The sequence below is a fragment of the Klenkia brasiliensis genome (assembly GCF_900100695.1).
Classification (GTDB): Bacteria; Actinomycetota; Actinomycetes; order Mycobacteriales; family Geodermatophilaceae; genus Klenkia; species Klenkia brasiliensis.
This window is the reverse complement of sequence record NZ_FNCF01000002.1, coordinates 861,841-883,315: the sequence shown is the minus strand read 5'-3', so window position 1 is coordinate 883,315 and position 21,475 is coordinate 861,841. Positions and strand designations below refer to the sequence as shown.

At 75.4% G+C, this 21,475-nt stretch carries 19 protein-coding genes; 9 read left to right on the top strand and 10 right to left on the bottom strand.

Annotated elements, in window-relative coordinates; translation table 11 throughout:
* Nucleotides 1-1,597, bottom strand: a 1,597-nt coding sequence (locus BLT39_RS08655) for an N-acetylmuramoyl-L-alanine amidase (protein ID WP_207507719.1), incomplete at its 3' end; no start/stop codon positions are given.
* 348 nt (nucleotides 1,598-1,945) lie between these two features.
* On the opposite strand from BLT39_RS08655, the gene BLT39_RS08650 reads away from it, so the two are divergent.
* Nucleotides 1,946-3,499: an LCP family protein gene (locus BLT39_RS08650; RefSeq protein WP_091061647.1), complete on the top strand. Its 1,554-nt coding sequence runs from the start codon at nucleotides 1,946-1,948 to the stop codon at nucleotides 3,497-3,499.
* A 15-nt stretch (nucleotides 3,500-3,514) separates the two neighbouring features.
* Here the strand turns inward: BLT39_RS08650 and BLT39_RS08645 are convergent, their stop codons facing one another.
* Complete coding sequence (locus tag BLT39_RS08645) at nucleotides 3,515-4,477, bottom strand: decaprenyl-phosphate phosphoribosyltransferase (RefSeq protein WP_091061645.1); 963 nt, start codon at nucleotides 4,475-4,477, stop codon at nucleotides 3,515-3,517.
* Entirely contained in the window at nucleotides 4,474-5,010 is a 537-nt protein-coding gene (locus BLT39_RS08640) for a phosphatase PAP2 family protein (protein WP_091061643.1), read from the bottom strand. The genes BLT39_RS08645 and BLT39_RS08640 overlap by 4 nt, the downstream gene beginning before the upstream one ends.
* Nucleotides 5,011-5,092: 82 nt before the next feature.
* Between BLT39_RS08640 and BLT39_RS08635 the strand changes: the two genes are divergently transcribed.
* From BLT39_RS08635 to BLT39_RS08625, 3 genes are read left to right on the top strand one after another with little or no spacing between them, the layout of a single operon-like run.
* Complete coding sequence (locus BLT39_RS08635; RefSeq protein ID WP_091061641.1) at nucleotides 5,093-5,902, top strand: TIGR03089 family protein; 810 nt, start codon at nucleotides 5,093-5,095, stop codon at nucleotides 5,900-5,902.
* 34 nt (nucleotides 5,903-5,936) lie between these two features.
* Nucleotides 5,937-6,713: a CoA transferase subunit A gene (locus BLT39_RS08630; protein ID WP_091061639.1), complete on the top strand. Its 777-nt coding sequence runs from the start codon at nucleotides 5,937-5,939 to the stop codon at nucleotides 6,711-6,713.
* A gap of 2 nt (nucleotides 6,714-6,715) precedes the next feature.
* Complete coding sequence (locus tag BLT39_RS08625) at nucleotides 6,716-7,387, top strand: CoA transferase subunit B (RefSeq protein ID WP_091061637.1); 672 nt, start codon at nucleotides 6,716-6,718, stop codon at nucleotides 7,385-7,387.
* Nucleotides 7,388-7,404: 17 nt separating this feature from the next.
* Here BLT39_RS08625 and BLT39_RS08620 read toward each other — a convergent pair whose 3' ends face one another.
* The gene (locus tag BLT39_RS08620) at nucleotides 7,405-10,512 is read right to left on the bottom strand and encodes an arabinosyltransferase domain-containing protein (protein WP_165640200.1); all 3,108 of its coding nucleotides are present in this window, start codon (nucleotides 10,510-10,512) and stop codon (nucleotides 7,405-7,407) included.
* Nucleotides 10,513-10,695: 183 nt separating this feature from the next.
* Here BLT39_RS08620 and BLT39_RS22365 point away from each other — a divergent pair, with 183 nt between their 5' ends.
* Both BLT39_RS22365 and BLT39_RS08615 read left to right on the top strand, forming a co-directional pair.
* Complete coding sequence (locus tag BLT39_RS22365; protein WP_165640199.1) at nucleotides 10,696-12,015, top strand: polysaccharide biosynthesis protein; 1,320 nt, start codon at nucleotides 10,696-10,698, stop codon at nucleotides 12,013-12,015.
* Nucleotides 12,008-13,111: a glycosyltransferase family 4 protein gene (locus BLT39_RS08615; RefSeq protein WP_207507717.1), complete on the top strand. Its 1,104-nt coding sequence runs from the start codon at nucleotides 12,008-12,010 to the stop codon at nucleotides 13,109-13,111. Before BLT39_RS22365 ends, BLT39_RS08615 begins: the two co-directional genes overlap by 8 nt.
* Nucleotides 13,112-13,120: 9 nt before the next feature.
* Here BLT39_RS08615 and BLT39_RS08610 read toward each other — a convergent pair whose 3' ends face one another.
* From BLT39_RS08610 to BLT39_RS08585, 6 genes are all read right to left on the bottom strand, one after another.
* Nucleotides 13,121-13,522 (bottom strand): FAD synthase family protein, encoded by a 402-nt coding sequence (locus BLT39_RS08610; RefSeq protein ID WP_091061631.1) that lies wholly within the window; start codon nucleotides 13,520-13,522, stop codon nucleotides 13,121-13,123.
* Nucleotides 13,519-13,911: a DUF6752 domain-containing protein gene (locus tag BLT39_RS08605; protein WP_091061629.1), complete on the bottom strand. Its 393-nt coding sequence runs from the start codon at nucleotides 13,909-13,911 to the stop codon at nucleotides 13,519-13,521. The genes BLT39_RS08610 and BLT39_RS08605 overlap by 4 nt, the downstream gene beginning before the upstream one ends.
* A complete protein-coding gene (locus tag BLT39_RS08600) occupies nucleotides 13,908-15,533 on the bottom strand; it encodes a class I SAM-dependent methyltransferase (protein ID WP_091061627.1) in 1,626 nt (541 codons plus the stop codon). Before BLT39_RS08600 ends, BLT39_RS08605 begins: the two co-directional genes overlap by 4 nt.
* 88 nt (nucleotides 15,534-15,621) lie before the next feature.
* Complete coding sequence (locus BLT39_RS08595; RefSeq protein ID WP_091061625.1) at nucleotides 15,622-16,779, bottom strand: acyl-CoA dehydrogenase family protein; 1,158 nt, start codon at nucleotides 16,777-16,779, stop codon at nucleotides 15,622-15,624.
* A 20-nt stretch (nucleotides 16,780-16,799) separates the two neighbouring features.
* On the bottom strand, nucleotides 16,800-17,309 hold the full coding sequence (gene purE / locus BLT39_RS08590) for a 5-(carboxyamino)imidazole ribonucleotide mutase (protein ID WP_091061624.1): 510 nt from the start codon (nucleotides 17,307-17,309) through the stop codon (nucleotides 16,800-16,802).
* Nucleotides 17,309-18,514, bottom strand: coding sequence for a 5-(carboxyamino)imidazole ribonucleotide synthase (locus BLT39_RS08585; RefSeq protein WP_091061622.1), 1,206 nt, complete (start codon nucleotides 18,512-18,514; stop codon nucleotides 17,309-17,311). Before BLT39_RS08585 ends, purE begins: the two co-directional genes overlap by 1 nt.
* Nucleotides 18,515-18,580: 66 nt before the next feature.
* On the opposite strand from BLT39_RS08585, the gene BLT39_RS08580 reads away from it, so the two are divergent.
* The 3 genes from BLT39_RS08580 (at nucleotide 18,581) to BLT39_RS08570 (ending at nucleotide 21,430) form a co-directional block, all read left to right on the top strand.
* Complete coding sequence (locus BLT39_RS08580) at nucleotides 18,581-19,063, top strand: GtrA family protein (RefSeq protein ID WP_091061620.1); 483 nt, start codon at nucleotides 18,581-18,583, stop codon at nucleotides 19,061-19,063.
* A complete protein-coding gene (locus BLT39_RS08575; protein WP_091061618.1) occupies nucleotides 19,060-19,839 on the top strand; it encodes an SGNH/GDSL hydrolase family protein in 780 nt (259 codons plus the stop codon). Before BLT39_RS08580 ends, BLT39_RS08575 begins: the two co-directional genes overlap by 4 nt.
* Nucleotides 19,840-20,014: 175 nt before the next feature.
* On the top strand, nucleotides 20,015-21,430 hold the full coding sequence (locus BLT39_RS08570; RefSeq protein ID WP_165640198.1) for an acyltransferase family protein: 1,416 nt from the start codon (nucleotides 20,015-20,017) through the stop codon (nucleotides 21,428-21,430).
* Nucleotides 21,431-21,475: the final 45 nt, after the last annotated feature.

Sequence of the window (21,475 nt, the reverse complement as noted above, 5' to 3'; positions counted from 1 at the left end):
ACACCCCACCGGGCACCGCCACCTCGTCCGACGTCGGGAACCCCAGCACCGAGGACTCACCACCCAACCCCGTGTACTTCCCCAGCACCCACCCCTTGACCCAGCGGGCACCGGTCGACTGGGTCCAGTACAGAGTGCCGTTGCGGAAGGAGGCCAGGTAGGTGTCGGGCCGCGCGGCCGGGCTGTGGTCGGTCGTCGGCGGGCCGAGCACGGCCGGGCCGCCGAGGGCCAGGTAGCGGTCGAGGATGGCGCCCCACAGCGCGTGCGCGCCGGTGGCGGCGGTCCAGTACACCCGGCCCCGGGCGTAGGACTGCACCCAGACGCCGCTGACCAGCTGCTCGGCGCCGACGGGTGCGCCGAGCTGGGTGCGCAGTGCCGCGTCGCCGGCGTAGCGGTCCTCGATGGGGCTGGTCGCACCGGCCAGGGTGGCCGCGACCTTCGTGCGGATCTCCCCCAGCCGGGCGTAGCCGTACTGGCCCGGGCAGGTCGTGCTGCCCACGTCCCGGTGACCGAAGATCGTCGGCAGGGTGACCCGCGCGCCGGCGGCGTACCGGGACGTCCCGCCGCCGCCCGAGGTCAGGGTCACCGTACCGGCGGGGTCCACGCCGTAGAGGGAGAACTTCCAGGCGATGATCGCCGAGACCGCGTCCACCATGACCTGCGGCGTGGGCGCCGTGTCGTAGTTGCCCAGCATGGAGACGCCGAACGTGCCGCTGTTGAAGCCGCCGGCGTGGGCCCCGACCACGGTGCTGGCCAGCCCGCCGTAGCGGCCCTCCCAGAGGCGGCCGTACTTGTCGACGATGACGTTGTACCCGATGTCGCCCCAGCCCCGGCTGACCGTGTGGTAGCGGTAGATCGAGCGCATCATCGCCGGGACCTGGTCGGCGGTGTAGTTGTTGGTGTCCGCGGTGTGGTGCAGGGTCGCCGCGCGGATCGTCGGCGCGTACTCCGGGTCCCAGGTGCGGATGCTCTCGTCGGCGCCCCACTGCGCGCGGGAGTAGACGTCGGGCATCGCCATCGCCGCGTCGGCGGTGTCCTGGATCGCCGGGGACCCGAGCGAGCCGTCGGCCTCGCTGGTGCCCGGGTCGACCAGGTCGAGGGTGACGTCGGTGGGCCGGGCACCCGAGCGGGTGACCAGCTCGGCCTCGACGCCGGTGCTGGGACCGGTCCACAGCGGCGCGGTGCCCCCGCGCAGGACGGCGCCCGCGGCGGCGTCCTCGTCCTGGTCGGCGTCCTCGACGGTGACCTCGGTCCAGGCACCCCAGGCGGCGTCGCCGTCGCGCACCCGGACCTGCACGACGGTGTCGGTCACGGCCGGGTCGTAGGCCCAGGTCACCCCGACCAGGGAGAAGCGGTCGGTGTCCTCGCGGCTGACCGTCAGGACGGGGGTGGTCGCCGGGACGCCGGCCACCGGGTCCGAGGTCCCCGCCTGCACGTCGGCCTCGGGCGCCGGGTCGGCCACCGACCCCATGTCCACCTCCGCCGAGGAGGTCTCGACCGGCACGGCCTCCGGCTGCGGCGCGGCGTACACGGGCAGCACGAGCAGCGTCCCGGAGAAGGCCAGGAAGGCGGTGAGACCAGCAAGGGTGCGGCGCACGGGGTCCTCCGTCGGGGGGTTGGATGCACGTCTCGACCGGACCTGCACGAAGGCGTCCACCTGTCATCGGTAGGTGACGCACCCGGCTTGAACACCGGCAGACCTGCAGTGCACAACCCGTTGCAGACTGGACACTAAGCCAATCGAATGACTACTCGCGGTAGCAACACGCTGGACCGTGGGGTCGGTCGCCGTCCAACCCTCGGCAGGGCGTGCAGACGACCGGGCGCCGCACCGCCCGCCGGGCCCGCGCAGCTGACCGGTGCGGACGCCCCCGCGTCGTAGAGTCGCCGGACGACACCCGGCGGCCGCGCGACCGCCGGGCCGCCGACGGTGAGGACCTGACACGTGACCAGCTCCGGCGACGACGGGGACCGGCGTCCCCTCCCGCCCCGGCTCGACCCCCGGGCCGGGCGGGCCGGCCGCGGCACCCCGCGGCCGCAGCGCCCCGCGACGGACCGGCCCGGGACGGACCGGCCGGCCGGTCGACCGGGCAGCCGGCGGGCCGTGGTCGCCGCCCGGGCGGTGGCGGCCGTGGTGTCGCTGGTGCTGGTCGCGACGAGCGGCTGGGGCTGGTACCTCGCGCGGGTGGCCGAGGCCTCGATCAACCGGACCGACGCCATCCCCGGGTCCGGCAACGAGGACACCGTCGCGACCGGGGAGGCGATGAACCTCCTGCTCGTGGGCAACGACAGCCGGGTCAACCTGTCCGAGGACCAGCTCGTGGAGCTCAACGCCGGCGAGGACTCCGGCACCAACACCGACACGATGATCCTGGTGCACATCCCGGCCGACGGGTCCAAGGCCTCCTTCGTGTCCTTCCCGCGCGACAGCTACGTGTCCATCCCCGGGCACGGCCAGGACAAGCTGAACGCCGCCTACGCCTACGGCGAGCGCGACGCCCCCGAGGGCGCCACGGATGCGGAGCGGCAGAGCGCGGGCGCGCAGCTGCTGGTGCAGACCATCTCCCAGCTGACCGGGCTGCGGATCGACCACTACGCCGAGGTCGACCTGCTCGGCTTCTTCGAGCTGAGCAACATCGTCGGGGGCGTGCAGGTCAACCTGTGCCAGGCGGTCGACGACTCCTTCTACTCCGGTGCGGTCTTCCCGGCCGGCGAGCAGACCATCAGCGGGGCCGACGCGCTGAAGTTCGTGCGCCAGCGCCACGGGCTGCCCCGTGGCGACTTCGACCGGATCATCCGGCAGCAGGTCTACATCGCCGGGGTGCTGCGCAACATGCTCAGCCAGAACGTGCTGCTCGACCTCGGCAAGCAGCGCGACCTGGCCGACGCCGCGGCCGACGCCCTGACCGTCGACCGGGGCCTGAACCTGTTCGACCTGGCCGCCCAGATGCAGTCGATCACCGCCGGGGACATCGACTTCCAGACCATCCCCTACGTCGGCGACGCCGAGGACGACCAGGGCCGCTACATCCTGCAGCTGCAGGACGAGGACACCCTGCACGCGTTCTTCGCCCAGCTCTCGGCCGACCCGGTGGCGCCGGCCCCGGACACCGCCACGCCGCCCGCGACCGTCGCCCCCGGCGACGTGGTCGTCGACGTCTACAACGGGTCGGGGACCAGCGGCCTGGCCGCGCAGGCCGCCGACCAGCTGCGGTCGGCCGGCTTCGCGGTCGGCGGCACGGCCAACGCCGACCGCTCCACCTACACGCTCACCGAGATCCGCTACGCCGACGGCGACGCCGCGCTGGCCGACACCCTGGCCGCCGCCATCCCCGGGGCGAGCACCGCGCAGAGCGACGACGCCGTGCCGGGCACCGTGCAGCTGGTGATCGGGTCGGACTTCGCCGGCGTCGGGCAGCCGGTGGCCGCCCCGCCGTCCACCCAGGCAGCGGGCGGCGAGGACGCCCGCACCGCGGCGGACACCAGCTGCATCAACTGAGTGCCCGCCGGGCCCTCAGCCCAGGAAGACCCCGATGCCGACGGTCGCCGCCCAGAGGATCCCGAGCCCCAGCAGCACGCGGTCGCGCAGCACGATCTCCTCGGGCGCCCCGGCCGCGCCCTTGTCCACGTCGCGCGCGTAGCGCAGCACGGCGAGGACGAACGGGGCGATCGAGATCGTCGACCACGGCACCCCGCCCTGCGAGCGGCCCATCTCGAAGGCCCAGAGGCTGTAGGCGGTCAGGGTCACCCCTGCCGACAGGCTCCACACGAAGCGCAGGTAGCTGGCCGAGTACTCCTGCAGCGTCTTGCGCGTGGCCGCCGCGTCGCCGACCAGGATCAGCTCGGAGTAGCGCTTCCCGGCCACCATGAACAGCGAGCCGAACGCGGTGACGAGCAGGAACCACTGGGAGAGGAACAGCCCGGCGGCCGCGCCGCCGGCGATCCCGCGGAGCAGGAAGCCCGACGCGACCACGGCCAGGTCGATGACCGGCTGGTTCTTCAGGAACAGGCAGTAGGCCAGCTGGACGACCACGTAGCTGCCGAGCACCCCGGCCAGCGCGGGCCGGGTGAGCACCACCGCCGCGGTCAGCGCGACGGCGAACAGCACGACCGCCATGCCGACGGCGGCCGCGCGCGGGACCAGACCGGCCGCGATGGGGCGGAACCGCTTGCGCGGGTGCCGGCGGTCCTCCTCCACGTCGATGGAGTCGTTGACCAGGTAGACCCCGGAGGCGCAGAAGCAGAACAGCACGAACGCGACGGCCGTCGGCCCGAGGACGTCGGGGTCGAACACCGCACCGGCCGCCAGCGGCGCCGCCAGCACGAGCAGGTTCTTCACCCACTGCCGGGGCCGCAGCGAGCGGACGTAGCCCCACGGCACCGAGCCGCGCGGGCCGGGTGTGCGCGGCGGCGGCGCGACCCGCTGGGGCGGTGTCCCCGCCCGGGCCGACGGTGACCGGTCAGACTGCAGGCTCACCTGCGCACCTCCCTGCGTCGCTGCGACACCCGCCGTACCCCGACGGCCACCCCGCCGCCGAGCGCGGCACCGGCGAGGACGTCCGTCGGGTAGTGCACGCCCAGCAGGACGCGGGACACCAGCATGGCCGCCGTCAGCCCGCCCATCAGCGGCGCACCCACCACGGGCGCGAAGCCGACGGCGGCGGCGGCGGTCGAGCAGCTGTGCGCACTGGGGAAGGACAGCTTGCTGGGCGTGCCGACCAGCGCGGGCACGTCGGCCAGCACCGGGCGCGGCCGGCGCACGACGCGCTTGACGACGACGCCCGCGGCGTGGGCGGCGACGACCCCGGCGACGGCGTCGGCCCAGCGGTCGCGGTGCCGCCCGGAGAGCCAGCCGAGGCCGCCCACCGCGAGCCAGCCCAGGGCGTGCTCGCCGAAGTGCGACAGCCCGCGGGCGACCGGCACGGCCGGCGTCCCGCCGAGGCGGCGGCGGGTGGACCGCAGGGCGGCGTGGTCGAGGCGGGCGATCAGGCCACCCGGGTCACCGGTCATCGGGGTCCGACTGTAGCCCGGCACCCGGCGCGGCCGGGACCCGACGACGGCGCACCGGGCACTCCCCTGCCACGCTCGCCCCATGGCACCCGCACGCCCCGTCGTCCCCGCCGACCTGCTCGCCGCCGTCCTCCGCCGCGACGCCGCCGGCCCCCTCGTCACCCACTACGACGACCGGACCGGCGAACGGGTCGAGCTGTCGGCGGCGACGCTGGCCAACTGGGTGGCCAAGACGGCGAACCTGCTGCAGGACGAGTTCGACGTCGGTCCGGGGAGCCGGGTGGCCGTCGCGCTGCCGGTGCACTGGCAGACCGCCGCGGTGCTGCTGGGTGTCTGGTCGTGTGGGGCGGCCGTCGTCGACACCCCGGCCGAGGACGACGGCGGCCTCGACGACGTCGACGTGGTGCTCGCCGAGCAGGACCGGGTGGCCGCCGTCGAGGAGCTGGGCGTCGAGGAGCTGCTCGGCCTCTCCCTGCACCCGCTGGGCGCCGGGATGACCGGGTACGCCGGGGCGGCCCGGGACTTCGCGCTCGAGGTCCGCGTGCACGGCGACCACTTCGTGCCGTACGGCCCCGTCGACCCGGCCGGCCCCGGCCTGCTGCTGGCCGGGCTCGAGCTGTCCCTCGGCGGGCTGGTCGACGTCGCCGGGGAGCTCGCCGACCGCCTGGGCGTGCGCGCCGGCGACCGGGTCCTGGTCGACGCGCGGGCGGCGGAGGAGGCCGGACCCGTGGCGTGGCTGCTCGCTCCGCTCGCCGCCGGGGCGTCGCTGGTCGTGTGCCGGCACCCCGCTTCCGACCAGTTGAAGAGGCGGGCGGAGGCCGAGGGGGTCACCGCTACCCTCGGCCTCGGGCTCGACGGGATCCGCGAGCTGGGCCGCCCCGCTCCGAGCTGATCCGCCCAGCGATCCGACGGATGGTGGTCGCTGCATGGACAAGGTCGTCGCCAGTGCTGCCGAGGCGGTGGCCGACATCGGCTCCGGCTCGTCGCTGGCCGTGGGCGGGTTCGGGTTGTGCGGGGTGCCGATCAGGCTGATCGACGCGCTGCTGGCCCAGGGCGCGGACCGGCTGACCACGATCAGCAACAACTGCGGCGTCGACGACGCAGCGCTCGGGGTGCTGCTCTACGCCGGCCGGATCACCCGCACCATCTCCTCCTTCGTCGGCGGCAACAAGGAGCTGGCGCGGCTGTACCTGTCCGGGCAGCTGGAGGTCGAGCTGACCCCGCAGGGCACGCTGGCCGAGCGGCTGCGGGCTGGCGGCTGCGGCATCCCGGCCTTCTACACCCCCACCGGCGTCGGCACGATGGTCGCCGACGGCGGCATCCCGGTGCGCTACGACGCCGACGGCACCGTGGTGCAGACCTCCGCGCCCAAGGAGATCCGCGAGTTCGACGGCCGCCAGTACGTGCTGGAGACCGCGCTGACCGCCGACTTCGGCCTGGTCCGCGCCGCGAAGGGCGACCGGCACGGCAACCTCGTCTTCCACGAGTCCGCCCGCAACTTCAACCCCCTGGCCGGCATGGCCGGCAAGGTCACCATCGCCGAGGTCGAGGAGCTGGTGGAGCCCGGGGAGATCCTGCCCGAGGCCGTGCACCTGCCCGGGGTCTTCGTGCAGCGCGTGGTCGAGGTCGGCCCCGAGGGCAAGGAGATCGAGAAGCGCACCACCCGCCCCCGCCCCACCACCACGCCCGCCGAGGGGAACTGACGATGGCGCTCACCCGTGACCAGCTCGCCGCCCGCGTCGCCCTCGACCTGGAGGACGGCTCCTACGTCAACCTGGGCATCGGCATGCCCACCCTGGTGCCCAACTTCATCCCCGACGGCGTGCACGTGGTGCTGCAGTCGGAGAACGGCATCCTCGGCGTGGGCCCCTACCCCTACGAGGGCGAGGAGGACCCCGACCTGATCAACGCCGGCAAGGAGACCGTCACCCTGCAGCCCGGGGCCAGCTTCTTCGACTCCTCGTTGTCCTTCGGGATGATCCGCGGCCACCACATCGACGTCGCCGTCCTGGGCGCCATGCAGGTCAACCCCCGCGGCGACCTGGCCAACTGGCTCATCCCCGGCAAGATGGTCAACGGCATGGGTGGCGCGATGGACCTCGTCCACGGCGCCCGCCGGGTCGTGCTGATGATGGAGCACACCGCCCGCGACGGCTCGCACAAGCTGCTCGCCGAGTGCACCCTGCCGCTGACCGGCAAGGCCTGCGTCGACCGCGTCGTCACCGACCTGGCCGTCGTCGACGTCGTCGAGGGCACCGGCTTCGTGCTGCGCGAGACCGCCCCTGGCGTCACCGTCGACGAGGTCGTCGCCGCCACCGGCGCGCCCCTGACGATCGCCGACGACGTCCACGAGATGCGCCTGCCGGTCACCGCCTGAGGCGGGCGGCCGCGCGCTCAGACCGGCGCGCGGCCGCCCCATCCCGGCGGCGGCGCCCAGCCGCTGACCGTGGTCGTGCCGGTCGTCAGGCGGTAGCCGTCCACCGGGTAGGGGTTGTCCAGGCTCACCACGGTCACGTCGGTGACCTGCGGGGCACCGGGCAGCCACGTCGGCAGCGCGGTGACCGTCGCCTCCCGCGCCGAGGGCGCGAAGATGCCGCCGCGCACGTCCAGCCACGTCGCGTCGGCGAGACCGGCCAGCAGCCCGTTGCCGTAGAGCACGGCGGTCGAGGACGGCTGCGTGATGCCGCTGCGGATCTCGGGCAGCGCCTGGCAGGGGAACAGCAGGGCGATCTGCCACGCCACCCCGGAGGGGTCCCGGTCGCCGAGGTAGGCCTGCAGGCTGGTCTCCTCGAACACCGCCGGCGCCGCGTGGGCCACCCAGCCGCCCACGCCGACGCTGCCGTCGGTCACCACCAGGCGGACCAGGTCCGCCCCCGCCGCGAGACCGGCGTCCACCGGGATCGGGAGCACCCGCCAGTAGGGGGCGTCCACGCCGTCGGACACGTCCACCGAGGAGACGACGTCGACGGAGGCGCCGTCCCGGCGGCCGAACTCCGCGACGACCGGGTCGTCCCCGCCGGTGCGGCCGCTGACCGCCACGGCCAGCGCGGTGCCGTCCTCGAGCTGCCCGTCCAGCCCGTACCAGCCGGAGGTGTCCACCCCCTGGAACTCCTCGCCGCCGTCGGGCTGCAGGCTGCCGCGCACCCCGCCCACCGCGGCCGGCGGCGGCGGGGACGACGCGAGGAACCCGCCGTCGTCGACGAAGTCACCGCCGGCACCGGTCGGGTCCTGCACCGTCAGCGGGCGCGCTGAGCGGTCGTCGAGCGTCCGGAAGGCGCCCGCCGCGTGGCAGCCGGACGCCGAGGGGTCGCGCACCGTGTCACCCCACGGGGTCCAGCTGGCCTGCGGGCGCACCGCGGCGTACCCGAAGCTGCCCAGCAGGTAGCCGTTGGAGGTCACCAGCGCGGCGACCACCACCACGACCGTCGCGCCCGTCACGGCGCCGGCCCACCCGCCCCGGCGGGGACGGTCCGCCCCGCGCCGGCGCCGGAGCAGCACCGCCGCGACGGCCGCGACGACGACCCAGACCAGCGGGCTGCCCAGCCGCACCACCGAGACGTAGGGCGGGACGTCGGCGTGGGGCACCCCGAGCATCCAGGACGAGGGCCAGGAGTTCGGGCCGGTGAAGGACAGGGCCACCGCCAGCACCACGACCCCCGCGACGGCCAGCCTCGGCGCCAGCGGCGCTCGCGCGTCGGCCGGCCCGGCCCCTGGGGGCGCCGCGGGTCCCCGCGCCTCCTGCACCGCGCGCACCAGCAGCAGGGTGAGGAAGACCGACCCGACGCCGGCCAGGCTGCCGAAGTGGAAGGTCCACTTGCTGGGCGTGAGCCACAGCAGCAGGAAGCTGAGCGCCAGGGCGGTGCCCGCGGTGTCGAGCAGGCGCGGTGACGACCTGCCCGCCCCGCGCGACCGGGCCCGCAGGACCAGCCACACGACCAGCCCGACCAGCGCGAGCAGCACCGGCAGCCGCTTGGCGTAGGCGCCCATGAACCCCGGCGCCAGCAGCATCTGGTAGCGCAGGTACTCGCTGGTCCAGTCCTCCTGGGCCTGGATGGACAGGAAGATCTCCTGGCCGCGGAGGAAGTCCCGGAGGGTCCCGTCGCCGAAGGCCAGCACCGCTGCGGGCGCGCCGGCGGCCAGCACCCCGGCCAGCCGGGCGGTCGTCGCCGTCCGCGTGCCGGACCGCACCAGCCGGGCGAGCGCGGGCAGGGCGGCGACGACGGGGGCGAGGGCGACGAACCCGGTGGGGTGGCAGACGAACCCGACCGCCGCGACGCCGAAGGACACCGCCACCCAGCGGAGGCTCTGCCGGGCGACCGCCCGGCACACCCCGGCGAGCGCGCCGACCGCGGCCAGCGCCACCATGCTCTCGGGCCGCACACCCATGTCCTGCGGCAGCCACCAGGCCAGGAACACCAGCGCCAGGGCGACCCGCGACCAGACCGAGCGGGAGGCCGCGCGCACCACGGCGACCGCGAGGGCGTAGGTGGCCAGCCCGGCCAGCAGGGCCGGCACGCGCAGCGCCAGCGGGCTGGACCCCGCGACCGACTCCCAGGAGCCCAGGCCCCGGTAGAACCAGGTGAAGGGCGTGAAGTTCTGGTTGTACAGCTGGTAGTAGTTCCCGACGTAGCCCTCGATCGGCGCGTTGCGCGCCATCGCCGCGTAGTAGCCGTCGTCCCCGGTCATCGGGGTCAGGAACGCCCAGCCGACGACCGCGAGCCCGACCGCGGCGTGCACCAGGGCGGAGGGCCGGGCCAGGGCGCGCAGCCGGCCGCCCCGGGCAGCGGCGGCCGGCCGGCGCCCCCGCGCCGCCCCGGGCAGCAGCACCAGCGCCGCCGCGGCGGCCAGCAGCGCGACGACGACGAGGGCCAGCTTCACCGGCGACGGCGAGGTCGCGAACTGGTCGTCGACGTCGATGCGCACCGCGAGGGTCTCGCCGTCGTCGGGGACCAGCCGGGTCAGCGACGTGGCCAGGACGTCGACGTCGGGGAGCGTGGGCGTGGCGGCCCCGTCGACGGCGCGGCCGTCGCGCAGCACCGAGGTGCCCGTCGCGTCCACCTGCACCGTCCACGTGCAGTCGGCCTGGCCCAGCGGCTGGTCCAGCAGCCGGTCGCCGGCGACGTCGACGAGCAGCTCGCCCTCGCGCACCGCGACGACCAGGCCCTGGGCGGCCGCGGCGCCGCTGTCGGGGCGGATGGTGGACAGCACGACGCCGTCGGTCGTCGCGCCGGCGGCTCGGGCGGTGGCGCAGGAGAAGTCCACCTGCATCCCGACCGGGCGCTGCGAGGTCAGCTGCAGCATCGTCGACGTGGGCTGGGACTGGTCGACCGGCCAGCTGACCGACGGGGTGCTCATCTGCACCGGGGCCACCGGCAGCAGCACCGACGCCAGCAGCGCCACGACGGCCACCCCGAGCAGGGCCACGACCGACCGCCGCGCCGGTCCGCCGCCGCCTTCACCGGGGCTGCCGCCGCGGGCGCTGCGTCGGAGAGGTGCGCGCACGGGCACTCCAGTCGGTGGTCGGCGGGCTCGGCGGGCCCGGTCGGGCGCAGCGGACACCGTGGTCCGCCGCCGGACGTCGGAGGGGCCAGCTTCCCATGCGGGGGCGGCCGTCCCCGGGCACGGGGACCGGATCGGCGATCCCGCCCGGTCCGGTCGCGGACCGGCCCCGGCTACCGTGCTGGTGTGGAGGACCGGGCAGCGCCGTCGCACCCCGGGGAGGCGGCCCGGGGCGGAGGACGCCAGCTGGCCTGGGTGGCCGTCTGCATCGTCGGCTCCGGCGTGCTCACCTATGCCTACCTGGCCGTCGTCGCGCGCGCCCTGCCCACCGCCGGCTACGGGTGGTTCGGCTCGTTCTGGTCGCTGGCCCTGGTCATCGGTTTCGGCGTGTTCTCCCCCGTCGAGCTCGAGCTCGCCCGGGTGCTCAGCGCCGCGCGGCCGGGCTCGCGCGCACCGGCCGGCACCCGCCGCGCCCTGGCCGGGCTGTGGGCCGCGGCGGTGGCCGTGCTGCTCGCGCTGTCCCCGGTGCTGGTGGCCGGGCTGGGCGGCGACCGCGGCTTCCTGCTCGCGCTGCTGGTCGTGTGCACGGTCTCCACCGGCCAGTTCGCCCTCCGCGGCCTGCTGCTGGGCGCCGGCCGGCTGGGCACGCACGGCGTGGTCCTCCTCGTGGACTCCGGGCTGCGGCTGCTCCTCGCCCACCTGCTCACCGTCGTGGCGCCCGGCGCGTCGGCGTCGGACTTCGCCTGGACGCTGGTCGCCGCGATGGCCCTCGCGCACCTGCCCCTGCTCGGCTGGACCGTCCTGCGCCGGCGCGGCGGCGCCGCACCCGCGCCGGGCCGGCCCCGGAAGCTGGGCGCGGCCGTCGGCCACCTGCTGGTCGGCTCGCTGTGCGCCCAGGTGCTGCTCAACGCGGCCCCGGTGCTCATCACCACCCTGGCCGCGCGCGGGCAGGACGACGTGGCCGCGCAGTTCGTCGCCTCCTACACGCTCGTCCGGCTGCCGCTGTTCGTCGCCGTGCCGCTGCAGAGCGCCCTGATCCCGGTGCTCACCGCCGTCGGCGCCGACCGCCGCCGCCTCCGGGCCCTGGTGGTGCGGGTCCTCGTCGTCCTCGGCGCCGGCGGCCTGCTCGCGCTGCCGGTCGGTGCGTTCCTCGGCCCGCCGGTGGTGTCGCTGGTGTTCGGCGCGCGCTACGCCCTGCCCGGCGCGGAGATCGCCGTGCTGGCGCTGGGCAGCGTCCTGCACCTGGGGCTGCTGGTGACCAGCCAGGCGCTGGTGGCCTCGGCCCGGCACCGCCAGGTCGCCCTGGTGTGGTCGGCCGGCCTCGCGGCCGCGGCCGTGGTGTTCCTCGCCGTCCCGGACCTCGTCACCCGGGCGGCGGCCGGCTTCGCCGTCGGGTCGGGGACCGCGCTGGTCCTCGCCGCCGCCCTGCTGCTGACCGGCGGTGCCACCGCGCCGGCCGAGCCCGCGCCCGTCCCCGACCCCGCCCGAGGAGTCCCCCGTGCCTGACCACGACCTGCTCATCGCGCTGAACTACTACGCGCCCTACGTGAGCGGCCTGACCAACGTCGCCCGCGACGTCGCCGTCGAGCTCACCGCCCGGGGGCACCGGGTCAAGGTGGTCACCAGCCGGCACGACCCGGCGCTCCCCGAGCACGAGGTCCTCGAGGGCGTCGAGGTCGAGCGGGCCCCGGTGGTCGCCCGGGTCGGCAAGGGCGTCATCAGCCCGGCGCTGGTCACCCGGGCGGTCGCGGCGAGCCGGCGCGCCCGCCTGACCAACCTGCACCTGCCGATGCTGGAGGCCGGGGTGATCGCCCGGGCCGCGGGGTCCCCCGTCGCGGTGACCTACCACTGCGACGTCAGCCTGCCGCCGGGTGCGGTCAACGCGCTGCAGCGGACCCTCGTCGACGCCTCGAGCCGGCTCGCGCTGCGCCGGTCCCGCGACGTCGTGGTGACCAGCGACGACTACGCGCAGCACAGCAGGCTGTGGCCGGCGATGCGCGGGCGCACGGTGGCCATCCCGCCGCCCTGCCACGAGCGCCCGGCCGGCACCCCCCGCTTCCGCGACGGCGCGGGCCTGCACGTGGGCTTCCTCGGCCGGATCGTGGAGGAGAAGGGCCTGCAGTACCTGGTGCGCGGGTTCCAGGCCCTCGACGACCCCGACAGCCGGCTGCTGATCGGCGGCGACTTCAGCAACGTGGCCGGCGGGTCGGTCGTGGACGAGGTCCGCGCCCTGGTCGACGGCGACCCGCGGGTGCGGTTGCTGGGCTTCCTGGCCGACGAGGACATCGCCGACCTGTACGCCTCCCTCGACGTGTTCGCCCTGCCGTCGGTCAACGCGTTCGAGGCCTTCGGCATCGTGCAGGTGGAGGCCATGCTCGCGGGCGTGCCGGCGCTGGCCAGCGACCTGCCCGGGGTCCGCACCCCGGTGCAGCGCACCGGGTTCGGGCGTGTGGTGACCCCCCGGGACGTCGAGGGCATCACCGCGGCCCTGGCCTCCCTGGCCGCCGACCCCGGCGACCGCCCGGCGGGGGCGCAGCGGGCCCGCGAGCTCTACTCGATCGGGCCGGTCATCGACGCCTACGAGGCCCTGCTGCGCCGGTGACCGGGCCGGTCAGGACGCGCGGATCTGCTCGATGATGGCCGTGGTGGACACCGACGGGGTGCGCGGCAGGTAGGCCAGCTGGCAGACGTCGCCGAGGGCGTCGAAGCGGCCGGTCCAGTCGTCGCCCATCACCAGCAGGTCCGCCCGCCGGTCGAGCACGTAGTCGCGCTTGGCGTCGAGGCTGTGCTCGACGAAGACCTCGTCCACGCAGCGCAGCGCAGCGACGATGCCCATGCGGTCGGCCAGCGGGTAGACCGGCCGGCGGCCCTTCTTGCGGGCGTTGAGCTCGTCCGAGCTGATCCCCACCGTCAGGTGGTCCCCCAGGGCGGCGGCCCGCTCCAGCAGCCGCAGGTGCCCGGCGTGGAAGACGTCGAAGGTGCCGAAGGTGATGACGCGCCTGGGCGCGGTCACAGCGTGTCCGGGCGGAGCCGGCCGAGCACCGCGGGGTCGACCTCGCGGTCGTGCAGCGGCAGCACGACCTCGGTCACCAGGTCGGTGACCTCGGCGACGCGCAGCTGCAGCCGGCGCTGCTCGTGCAGGCCCTCCCGCAGCTCGGCCAGCTCGGCACGCAGCCGGTCCAGCTCGACCCGCGCCGGCCCGGCGGCTGCCTCGAGCGACCCCACCCGGTCACGGAGCTCGGCGTTGGCCGACCGCAGCTCGGCGACGACGCCGTCCAGGCCGGCCACCTGCTCCTGCAGCGCGAGCACCTGCCCGCGCAGCTCGAGGGCCGCCGGTGCCAGCACGCGGCGCACCGCCCGCACCGGGAGCGCCTGCCCGAGTCCGTTGCCGCTCGTCGTCATGTGGTCCTCCGTCGGAAGGTCGTGCGCACCATGGGCACCAGGGGTTCGTCGGACCGCCCGAACCAGCGGACCGGCTCGTGGGCGGGGACGGCCTCGACCAGCTCGAGACCGTGGCCGGCGGCCTCGGCCACCACCTGCTCCAACCGCAGCCGGCGGTAGTCGGGGACACCGGGGTGGGCGTCGCCGTCGACGAGGTCGAAGTGGGCGTCGCCGTCCGGGCGCAGGAGCATCCCGCACAGCCGCCAGACGTTGTCCCGGCCGCGGTCCTCCACCGCGTTGAGCAGCCGCCGTCCCACGACCGTCCAGGGGTCGGGCCGGGCGGCGAGCTCGGCGCCGAGCCGGACGACGGCCCGCAGGTCGAGCAGGTTGAGCACCCGCAGCGCCGGCGCCGGGTCGCCCGGCAGGAGGCTGCGCCGGGCCAGGTCGACCGCGTAGCGCGAGTAGTCCAGGGCCTCGACCGTGCGGCCGCGCGCCGCCCAGACCCGGGCGTCGGCGCCCGCACCGCACCCGAGGTCCAGCAGCGACCTGCCGACCCCGGTGCGCCGGTCGACCCACGCGGCGAACCCGCTGAGGTCGGTGCGCGCCGGGGAGGCCGTGGTCCGGCCGGCGAGCACCTCCTGGTCCCAGTCCTCGCGCTCGGCGTGGTAGTCGGCGAACCACCCGTAGAAGCGGTCGACGGCCGGCGCCGGGACGTCGAAGGTGTAGGCCGGGTCCGGGACGCGCCAGCCCTCGCCGAACAGCTCGACGAGCATGCGCTCGGGCTCGCGGGGAGCCGGCTGGACCCGGTCGACGACCTGCAGCGGCCGCGGCGGCAGCAGCTCGTCCTCCCGCGCCGGGGCGCGGATGGCGAAGGGCTGGTGCCAGACCCCGTCGAGCAGGAACCCGGTGAAGACGTCCACGTAGTGGTCGGGGGCGCCCTCGTGGTCGACCACCACCTGCAGGTGCCCGACGGACAGGCGCAGCACCTGCAGGCCTGCCGCCCGCAGCACGCGGCCCAGCTCGAAGGCCTCCAGGGTCACGTCCAGCGGGTGCTCGTGCCGGCTGAGGTAGGCCAGGTCGGCGTCGTCGTCGTGCGGCAGCAGCCGGCCCTCCCGGACCGGCCCCAGCAACGTGCCGCCGGTGACGTAGACCCGGTCCCCGAGCACGCCCTGCACCAGCGCGCGGACCCGGTCGGTCGAGTCCAGCATCCGGTCCACCATGCCCGGCGGGGCGTCGACGATGGCGTGGCCGAGCCGGCCCCACTTGTTGACCACCATCCGCCGGCCGTGCAGGTCGGTGACCTCCAGCGGCTCCGGGCTGCCGTCCGGCGAGAACGGCGCCGCGACCTCGGCGTCCGGCCGGGCGCCGGCCCGGGCCGCCTCGGCGACCAGCCCGACCTCGGTGGTGCCGGTCAGGTGCTCCCGCAGCGCGTCCGGCCACGGCTGGAAGCGCACCAGCCCGTGGTCGCCGGCGGCGTCCACGGCCAGGTCCGCGCCGACACCGGCCGGGGCCGCCTCGGCCCGCTCCTGGAACGACCAGACCCGCCGCCCCGCGAACCGGACCGAGATGATCCGGCAGGCCGCGTCCGCCACCTGGTAGACGACCCCGTCGACGACGGGGAGGACCTGGACGATGTGCTGCATGGCTCCGTTCCGGGACCGGCCGGCTGTGCGCAGGCTGTGATCCCCCAGTGTGCCCTGCCGGTCGCCGCCGGCGGCGACCCCCCGCCGCTCAGCGCAGGAGGTTGCGCGCGATGACCATCCGCTGGATCTGGTTGGTGCCCTCGTAGATCTGGGTGATCTTGGCGTCGCGCATCATCCGCTCGACCGGGAAGTCCTGGGTGTACCCGGCCCCGCCGAACAGCTGGACGGCGTCGGTGGTCACCTGCATCGCCACGTCGGAGGCGAAGGCCTTGGACGAGGCGGAGACCATGGTCAGGTCCGGGCCGCCGGTCTCCCCGCGGGCGGCGGCGACGTAGACCAGGTGCCGCGCGGCCTCGATCTTCATGGCCATGTCGGCGAGCATGAACTGCACGCCCTGGAAGTCCGAGGTGCTCTTGCCGAACTGCTTGCGGTCCTTGGTGTAGGCGATCGCGGCGTCCAGCGCGCCCTGCGCGACGCCGACGGCCTGCGCGCCGATGGTCGGCCGGGTGAAGTCCAGCGTGCGCAGCGCGGTCTTGAACCCGGTGCCGGGCTCGCCGATGATCCGGTCGGCCGGGATGGTGCAGTCGGTGAAGTGCAGCTCGCAGGTGGGCGAGCCCTTGATGCCCATCTTGCGCTCCTTGGCGCCGACCTCGAAGCCGGGGTCGTCGCGGTGCACGACGAAGGCGGAGATGCCGTTGGCACCCTTCTCCGGGTCGGTGACGGCCATGACCGTGTACCACTCGCTGATGCCGGCGTTGGTGATCCAGGCCTTGGCGCCGTTGAGCACCCAGGAGTCGCCGTCCAGGCGGGCCCGGGTCTTCATCGCGGCGGCGTCCGAGCCGGCCTCGCGCTCGGACAGGCCGTAGCTGATCATCGCGTCGCCGGCGGCGATCGAGGGCAGCACCTTCTGCTTGAGCTCCTCGGAGGCCGACAGGATGACCGGCACCGACCCGAGCTTGTTCACCGCCGGGATCAGCGAGGCCGAGACGTCGACCCGCGCGACCTCCTCGATGACGATGCAGGTGGCGATGGCGTCGGCGCCCTCGCCGCCGTACTGCTCCTCGATGTGGGTGGCGTGGAACCCAGCTGCGGTCAGCGCCTTCTGCGCCTCGACCGGGTACCGCGACTGCGCGTCGCACTCGGCGGCGTAGGGGGCGATCTCGCGCTCGGCGATCTCGCGGACCGCCTCCCGGATCGCGTCGTGCTCCTCGGTCAGCGCGTACAGCCCGCCGGCGACATTACCCACGGGTAGAGGTTAATCCCGGTTCACTCCGCGGTGGGGGCCAACCGCTGCTGGAGCTGCGCGTCGCGGGCCACCACCGAGTCGGCCAGGTCGGCCTGGAACCGCTCGACCCGCGCTCGCAGCGCGTCGTCGGAGGCCGCGAGGATGCGCACGGCGAGCAGGCCGGCGTTGCGGCCCCCGCCGATCGAGACGGTGGCCACCGGGACGCCGGCGGGCATCTGCACGATCGAGAGCAGGCTGTCCAGCCCGTCGAGCCGGTCCAGCGGGCGCGGGACGCCGATGACCGGCAGCGGCGTCGCGGCGGCGACCATCCCCGGCAGGTGCGCCGCTCCCCCGGCCCCGGCGACGACGACGCGCAGTCCACGACCGGCCGCGGCCTCGGCCCAGTCGAGCATCCGGCGCGGGGTGCGGTGCGCGGACAGCACGTGCGCCTCCCAGCCGACGCCGAACTCGTCGAGCGCCTGCGCGGCGGGCTCCATGGTGGGCCAGTCGGAGTCGCTGCCCATCACGATGCCGACGACCGGCTGACCCATCAGTGCTCCTCCTCGAAGGCGAAGGCCGGGTCGACGACCCCGTCGGCCAGGTACCGGGCGGCCGCGACGGCCCGCGCCCGGACCTCCTCGAGCTCGGTGCCGCGGGCGGTGACGTGGCCGAGCTTGCGGCCGCGGCGCTGGCCCTTGCCGTACCAGTGCAGCTTGACGTCGGGCCAGTGCGCCATGAAGTGGTGGATCCGCTCGTCCAGGCCGGGCCCGGCCCAGTCGTCGGCCGCGGCGTCCCCGCCCAGCACGTTGGCCATGACCACGACCGGGGCGGTCATCGCGGTCGAGCCGAGCGGGTAGTCCAGGACGGCGCGCAGGTGCTGCTCGAACTGGCTGGTCACCGCGCCGTCGATGGTCCAGTGCCCGGAGTTGTGCGGCCGCATCGCCAGCTCGTTGACCAGGATGCCGTCGGCGGTCTCGAACAGCTCGACGGCGAGCATGCCGACGACGCCGAGCCGGTCGGCGATCCGCACGGCCAGCTCCTGGGCCGCCGTGGCGAGCTCGTCGGACAGGCCGGGGGCCGGCACCAGGGCCTCGTTGCACACCCCGTCGCGCTGCACCGTCTCCACCACCGGGTAGACCGCGACCTGGCCGAAGGGAGAGCGGGCGACCTGGGCGGCGAGCTCGCGGACCATGTCCACCCGCTGCTCGGCCAGCAGCGTCCCGTGCGTCTGCAGCAGGTCGGCGGCGGCGGCCTCGTCGGGGACGACGAACACGCCCTTGCCGTCGTACCCGCCGCGCGGGGTCTTCAGGACGACGGGCCAGCCGTGGGCGGCCGCGAACGCGGCGACGTCGGCAGGGGTGTCGACCTGCGCCCACGCCGGCTGGGGCTCCCCCGCCGCGGCCAGGGCGCGGCGGAGCACCAGCTTGTCCTGGGCGTGGACGAGGGCGTCGGGGCCGGGGGCGACCCGGTGGCCGGCGGCCTGCAGTGCGCGCAGGTGCTCGGTGGGCACGTGCTCGTGGTCGAAGGTGACCACCGAGGCGCCCTCGGCGAAGGCGGCGAGGGCCTGGAGGTCGGTGTGCGCGCCCAGGCGCACGTCCCCGGCGACGAGGGCGGCGGACTCGGCCGGGTCGGCGGCCAGCACCCGCAGCGACTGCCCCAGGGCGATGGCCGCCTGGTGGGTCATCCGGGACAGCTGACCTCCCCCGACCATCGCCACGACGGGGGTGCCGGTCACGGGGTCGAGGGGCGCAGCCATGGTGGGTCGAGGTTATCGGGCCGGTCCGCGGGCCCGGCACAGGCTTCGTCCGTACAGTGCGCGACCGTGGCCGTCCTGGACTCGTTGCTGCGCCGGACCGGGGCGACCTGGCAGGTGCTGGTCAAGGAGCTGGGCGCCTTCGGGGTCGTCGGCGGCGTCTGCTTCGTCATCGACATCGGCCTGTTCCAGCTGCTCTACGCGCACGCCGGCTGGGGTGCGGTGTCGGCCAAGCTGGTGAGCACGGTGGTGTCGATGACCGTCGCCTACCTCGCCCACCGCCACTGGTCCTTCAGCCACCGCGCCCGCACCGGCGCCCGGCGGGAGTACACGCTGTTCGCCGTCATCAACGGGGTGACCCTCCTGCTGGGCCTCGCGCTGGTCGCCCTCGCGCGCTACCCGCTGGGCCACGAGGACCCCTGGGTGCTGCAGGTGGTGAACGTGGGCTCCATCGCGCTCGGGACCGTCGTCCGCTACGCCTGCTACAAGCGCTGGGTGTTCCCGCCCTCGGCCCCCGTCGGCGCCGCGGGCGCCGCGCTGCCCCGGTCGTGACCACGGGGGCGGCCCCTGGTCGGCGCCGCACGGTCCGCCGGGGCGCACGGGTCGCCCTCGCCCTCCTCCTGGCCCTCGCGGCGGTGGCCGTGGTGGCCGTGGTCGCCCTGCAGGGCAGCGGGGCGCGGTGGGCCACCGCCCGGCCGTGGACCACCACCGCCGAGGGGGCCGGCCCGTCGGCGGTGGACCGGCTCCGCGCCTGGCTGGACGCCCGCCCCGGTGACCCGCTGGTCTTCGGGGACTCCTACACCGAGGGCATCGGGGCCTCCTCCCCCGACACCGCCTACGTGCCGGTGCTGGCGGACCTGCTGGGCGTGCCGGTCACCGCCGACGGGGTGGGCGGGACGGGCTTCATCGCGACCGGGGGGACCGGCACCACCTTCCTGGACCGGCTCTCCGCGGAGCCGCCCACGACCGACCCGGTCCCGCTGCTGGTGGTCCAGGTGGGGCTCAACGACGCCCGGCTCTCGCCGTCGCCCGACGCCGAGCGCACCGCCGCCGTCACCTTCCTGCGGGAGGCGGCCGCCCGGTTCCCCGGGGCGCAGGTGGTCCTGCTCGGCCCCCCGGCGGTCACCGTCTTCCCGGGCGCCTCCGTGGCGTCGGTCGACCGGGCGCTGCAGGCCGCCGCCGGCACGGTCGGCGTGCCCTACATCAGCCCGCTGCAGGAGGGCTGGGACGTCAACGCGTCCAGCGCCGACGGGCTGCACCCCGACGACCGCGGGCACGCCTCGCTGGCCGTCCACCTGGCCGGCGCCCTGGCCGACGTCCTCACCTGACCGGAACCGGAGGGGTGGCTGGGGTCGATGTGACGGAAGGGTCCGGGACGCCCCCGGGGTCCCCGGCGGGTCGCTCACGGGCGGGCGCGGGATCGGTACGGTCGGGGACGCCGTCCGGTGGAGCGGCGCCGGGACGTCGGCGCACCGTGCTCCCGTGATCCGAGGAGCTCCACGCGTGCCCGACTCCACGCCCGCCCGCACCACGCGCGTCCGCCGCCTCGGCGCGCTCGACGGGCTGCGCTTCCTCGCGGCCATCAGCGTCGTCGGGTTCCACTTCACCGCGCGCAACAGCCCGGGCTGGGACGGCCCGGTGCCCGCGGACCTGGCACCGGTCGGCGTGTGGACCTCCCTCGGCCGCCTGGGGGTGCCGCTGTTCTTCGTCATCAGCGGCTTCGTGCTGCTGATGAGCTCCTGGGGCAAGGACGTGCCGCACTTCGTGGCCTCGCGCATCGGCCGGCTGTTCCCCGCCTACTGGCCGGCCGTGGCGTTCAGCATCGTGCTGGTCCTCTTCGTGTGGCCGGAGAACCCCGCCTACCTCGGGCACGAGATCACCCCGGCCGGCGCGCTGCTGAACTTCACCATGGTCCAGGGCGCCTTCGGGGTGCCCGACGTGGACGGTCCGTACTGGACCCTCTGGTACGAGGCCCGCTTCTACGCCCTGATCGTGCTGCTCATGCTGGTCGGGATCACCCGGCGCCGGGTGCTCGCCTTCTGCGCGCTCTGGCCGGTCATCGGGTCGATCGCGGCCGCCTCGGGCTCGGGCGTGCTCACCACGATCCTCATGCCCGACTACGCCCCGTTCTTCGCCGGCGGGATGCTGATCTACCTGATCTACCGGGACGGGCACGACCTGGGGACCTGGCTGCTGGTCGGCATGCAGGTCGCCATCGCGCTGAACTGGTCGCTCGCGGTGTACCCCGGCGTGCTCACCGCCGAGACGGGATGGACGCCCTCCACCGTGTCGGTCGCGCTGGTGACCACGGCCTGCTTCGGGTTGGTGGCGCTCGTGGTGCTCACGCCGCTGGCCAGCACCGACGCACGCTGGCTCGGGTTCCTGGGCGCGCTGACCTACCCGGTCTACCTGGTCCACGAGAACCTGGGCTGGTACGTCATCCACCTCGTCCGCGGCGACGTCTCGCCCTGGGCCGCCGTCGGGGCCGCGTTCGCCGCGACGATGGTGGCGGCGCTGGTGCTGCACTACGCCGTCGAGCGGCCCTTCGGCAACCGCCTGCGCCAGGCGACGCTGAACATGATGACCACCGTCGCCGCCACCCGCGACGAGCGGACCGGGGCCGGACGGGCCGGGCACGCAGCTCCCGAGCCCACGCCCCCGCCGCTGGAGGACGCCGTGCCCGAGCCGGCCGTCCCCCCGGGCGGGCACCCGGACGCGGCGGTGGAGGACGCCGTCACCGGCGCGTTCCCGGCGGCGACCGGGTCGCGTCCGGGTCCGCCGGAGCGGCACGACCGGCCGCACGGGTCGCACCGCGGCCGCCCGGAGCCCGTCCCGGGGCCCTCGACCAGGCCGGTGCCCGCGGGGTCCGCGTACGCCGTCGGCTCGCACGCGTCCGCCGACCACGGGTCGCGCCACTAGCGCCTCCCGACCCGGCCCCCGGACGGCGTCGCACGGCGTCGGACG